Annotated in this window: 1 protein-coding gene; it reads right to left on the minus strand. The window is 73.0% G+C overall.

Annotation, left to right across the window (positions count from 1 at the left end):
- A partial coding sequence (locus ACWGKT_RS48230; RefSeq protein ID WP_453278779.1) for a type I polyketide synthase occupies window positions 1–4,561 on the minus strand: 4,561 nt, incomplete at both ends.

Raw genomic sequence — 4,561 nt, forward strand, 5'->3', positions numbered from 1 at the left:
ACCGGAGTCCAGTCGACCCGGTACAGGTCACGCACGGCACTCGCCTCCACCACCAGTGGACGCAGGGCCAGCGCACCGACCGTCGCCACCGGAGTTCCGGCGAAGTCGGCGGCGTCGATACGGAAGCCCGACCCTGTACGGCCGATACGGATCCGGAGCGCCGAGGCCCCCGTGGCGTGCAGGACGAAATCGGTCCAGGAGAACGGCAGTTGGGCGGTGTCGTCGTCGCTGTCCAGCAGGCTGATGGCGTGCAGGGAGGCGTCGAGGAGGGCCGGGTGGATGCCGTAGCCGTCCGTGTCGGTGCCCTCGGGCAGGGCGACCTCGGCGTAGACGGTGTCGTCACCGTCGCGCCAGGCGGCCGAGACGCCCTGGAAGAGGGGACCGTATTCCAGTCCCATCGCGGCCAGGTCGCAGTAGAGGGCGCTGGTGTCGACCGGTTCGGCGCCGGCCGGGGGCCACGCGGTCAGGTCGGCGGCGGGCTCGACGCTGTCTGTCGACAGGGCGCCTTCGGCGTGCAGGGTCCAGGCCCCGTCCTCGCCGTCGGGGCGGGAGTGGACGGTGACGGCGGGCTCCTCGCCCTCGCCGACACGGACGCGCAGGGCGACGGCGCCGGTCTCGGACAGGACCAACGGGGCGTGCAGGGTCAGATCGCGGACGGTCACCGTGCCGACCTGGTCACCGGCCCGTACGGCGATCTCGACCAGGGCGGCACCGGGCACGATGACCGTGCCGTTCACCGCGTGCTCCGCCAGCCACGGATGCGTGGCCAGGGACAGCCGACCGGTGAACAGCACGCCCTCCGCGTCAGGCAGTTCCACGGCCGCACTCAGCAGGGGGTGCTCGGCGTCCGACTGCCCGAATCCCGTGGCCGTGCCGGCGCCCGTGTCCGCCAGCCAGTACGTGCCGTGCTGGAAGGCGTACGTGGGCAGGTCCACGGCCAGGCTGCCGGTCCCCGCGAAGAAGGCCGTCCAGTCGGTCGTGTCGAGCCGGGTGAGGGCTTCGACGAGGGCCTGGGGTTCGGTGCGGTCGCGGCGCAGGGTGGGGATGGCACGCGGGTCGGCGACCATGGCGGTCAGTACCGCGTCGGGGCCGAGCTCCAGGAACGTACCGATGCCCTGGGCGTCGAGGGTGGCGACGGCGTCGGCGAAGCGGACGGCTTCGCGGACGTGCCGCACCCAGTAGGAGGGGTCGGCCAGATCCTCGTACGACACCTGGTCACCCGTCAGCGTCGACACGATCGGGAACCTGATGTCGGTGTAGGTGAGTTGGGCGGCGATCTGCTCGAAATCGGCGAGCATCGGTTCCATCAGCGGGGAGTGGAAGGCGTGGCTGACGGTGAGCCGCTTGGTCTTGCGGCCCGTCTCGGAGAAGTGCGCCACGACCTGCTCGACACCGTCCACCGGTCCGGAGACGACCACGGAGGTCGGGCCGTTGACAGCGGCGATACCCGTGCCCTCGGGAAGGACGGGCAGGACCTCGTCCTCGGTGCCCTGGATGGCGGCCATGGCGCCCCCGGCGGGCAGCTGCTGCATCAGCCGGCCGCGCGCCGACACGATCAGCGCGGCGTCTTCGAGGGACCACAGGCCGGCGACATGTGCGGCGGCCAGCTCACCGATCGAGTGCCCGGCGAGCGCGTCCGGCCGTACACCCCAGGCCTCCAGCAGCCGGAACAGGGCGACTTCCAGGGCGAACAGGGCGGGCTGCGTGTAGCCCGTCTCGTCCAGTCCCTCCCCGCCGAACATGACGTCCTTCAAGGGGCGTTCGAGATGCTCGTCGAGGGCCGCGCACACTTCGTCCAGCGCGGCGGCGAAGACGGGGAAGGCCTCGTACAGCTCCCGCCCCATCCCGGCCCGCTGGCTCCCCTGCCCCGTGAAGAGGAAGGCGGTCGGTCCGGCCTTCGCCGACGGCGTCACAGCTCCGCCGGCAATGGCTTCGAGCCCCGCCAGCAGCCCCGCTCGGCCCCCCGCCACGGCGCCCGCTCGGTAGGGGAACGCCGCGCGTTCGGCCGTCAGTGAGGCGGCGATGTTCGTGGAGTCGAGCTCCGGGTGCGCCGTGACGTAGTCGAGGAGGCGGGCCGCCTGGGCGCGGACGGCGTCCGCGGTCTTGCCGGAGACGAGCCACGGCAGGACGGGCAACCTGCGGGCGGAGGTGCCGAGTTCGGCGGAGGTCTCGGCAGGGGCCTCTTCGATGATGACGTGGGCGTTGGTGCCGCTGATGCCGAAGGAGGAGACACCGGCACGCCGGGTACGGTCCCCGGCCTTCCAGGGCTGTGCCTCGGTCAGCAGTTCCACCGCGCCCGCGGACCAGTCCACGTGCGACGACGGCGCGTCCACGTGCAGCGTCCGCGGCAGTTCCTCGTTGCGCAGGGCGAGGATCATCTTGATGATCCCGGCGACGCCCGCGGCGGCCTGCGTGTGGCCGAGGTTGGACTTGATCGAGCCCAGCCACAGCGGAGCGTCCTCGGCACGGTCCTGGCCGTAGGTGGCGAGCAGGGCCTGGGCCTCGATGGGGTCGCCGAGGCGGGTGCCGGTGCCGTGCGCCTCGACCACGTCGACCTGGTCGGGCGAGAGCCGGGCGGCGGCGAGGGCCTGGCGGATGACGCGCTGCTGGGAGGGGCCGTTGGGGGCGGTGAGGCCGTTGCTGGCGCCGTCCTGGTTGATGGCCGAGCCGCGCACCACCGCGAGGACGCGGTGGCCGTTGCGGCGGGCGTCGGAGAGCTTCTCCAGCAGGAGCATGCCGACGCCTTCGCCCCAGCCGGTGCCGTCCGCGGCCTCGGCGAACGGCTTGCACCGGCCGTCCGCGGAAAGCCCCCGCTGCCGGCTGAAGCCGACGAACGTCTCGGGCGTCGCCATCACGGTGACACCGCCTGCGAGGGCCAGCGAGCACTCGCCGCCGCGCAGCGCCTGCGCCGCCATGTGGACGGTGACCAGGGAGGAGGAGCAGGCGGTGTCGACGGTGACGGCGGGGCCTTCGAGCCCGAAGACGTAGGCGACGCGGCCGGAGGCCACACTGCCCGAGCTGCCGGTGCCGAGGTAGCCCTCCAGGTCGGCCGGGTAGCCGTTGAGGCGGATGCCGTAGTCGTTGTACATGACGCCGGCGAAGACGCCGGTGGCGCTGCCGCGCACGGTGGCCGGGTCGATGCCCGCCCGTTCGAACGCCTCCCACGAGGTCTCCAGCAGCAGGCGGTGCTGCGGGTCGGTGGCCAGGGCCTCGCGGGGGCTGATGCCGAAGAACGCCGGGTCGAACTCGGCCGCCTGGCCGAGGAATCCGCCGTGGCGGGCGTACGTCTTGCCGATGGCCTCCGGGTCCGGGTCGTACAGGCCCGCCACGTCCCAGCCACGGTCCGTGGGCAGTGGAGTGATGGCGTCGCCGCCGGCGGCCAACAACTGCCACAGCTCCTCGGGCGAGTTGACGTCGCCCGGGTAGCGGCAGGCCATGCCGACGATCGCGATCGGCTCGTCCACGGCGGAGATCGTGGTGACGGTCGTGCCCTGGCCGGTGGCCGCGTCGGCCTCGGAGCCGAGCAGTTCGGTCAGCAGGTAGTCGGCGACCGCCGTGGGACTCGGGTAGTCGAAGACGAGTGTCGCGGGCAGCCGGAGCCGGGTGTCCGCGCCGAGCGCGTTGCGGAACTCGACTCCCGTGAGCGAGTCGAAGCCCAGCTCGGTGAAGGCCGCGTCGGCGGACACGGCGTGCGTTCCGGCGAAGCCGAGCACCGCCGCCACGTGCTTGCGGGTCAGTTCCAGCAGCAGGTCGCGGCGCGCCGCCCTGTCGGGCAGAGCCACCAGGCGCTCCTTCAGGGAGTTCCCGGCGGGGCGGCGGTCGGCGCTCGGCGCGAGGGACGCGCGTGCGGCGCGGCGTGCCCGGGGCCGTACGAGATCGCGCAGGAGCGCCGGGGCGTCCGCGTCCCATGCGTCGAGGTTGAGCCTGATGGGCAGGACGTGGGCCCGGTTCTCCGCCGCCGCGAGGGCCACGTCCAGGAGCGCCGTGCCGTCCTGCGCTCCGATCGCCTCGACCCCCGCACGTGCCATGCGTTCAAGGTCGGTGCCGGTGAGCCCGGCGCCCATGCCGCCGACCTCCGGCGCCCACAGGCCCCAACCGAGCGAGACCCCCGGCAGCCCCTGGGCCTGCCGGCGAGCGGCCAGCGCGTCCAGGTACGCGTTCGCCGCCGCGTAGTTGGCCTGACCGATGCCGTCGAAGCTCCCCGCCGCGGAAGAGAACAGCACGAACGCTTCGAGGTCGAGCCCGAGTTCGGCCGTCAGCTCGTCCAGATGACGGGCCGCGTCCGCCTTCGGCGCCCAGACCCCGGCCAGGCGCTCCGGGGTGAGGTGCTCGATGGTCGTGTCGTCGAGCACGCCTGCCGTGTGGATGACGGCGGTGAGATCGGGGTGCGCGGCGAGGAGCTCGGCGAGGGCGGAGCGGTCGGTCACGTCACAGGCGACGATCTCGACCCTGGCGCCCAACTCCGCCAGCTCGGTGGTGAGTTCGGTGGCGCCGGGGGCGTGGGTGCCGCGTCGGCTGGTGAGCAGGAGGCTGCGGACGCCGTGGGTGGTGACGAGGTGGC

This window comes from Streptomyces sp. NPDC054794 (assembly GCF_053611585.1).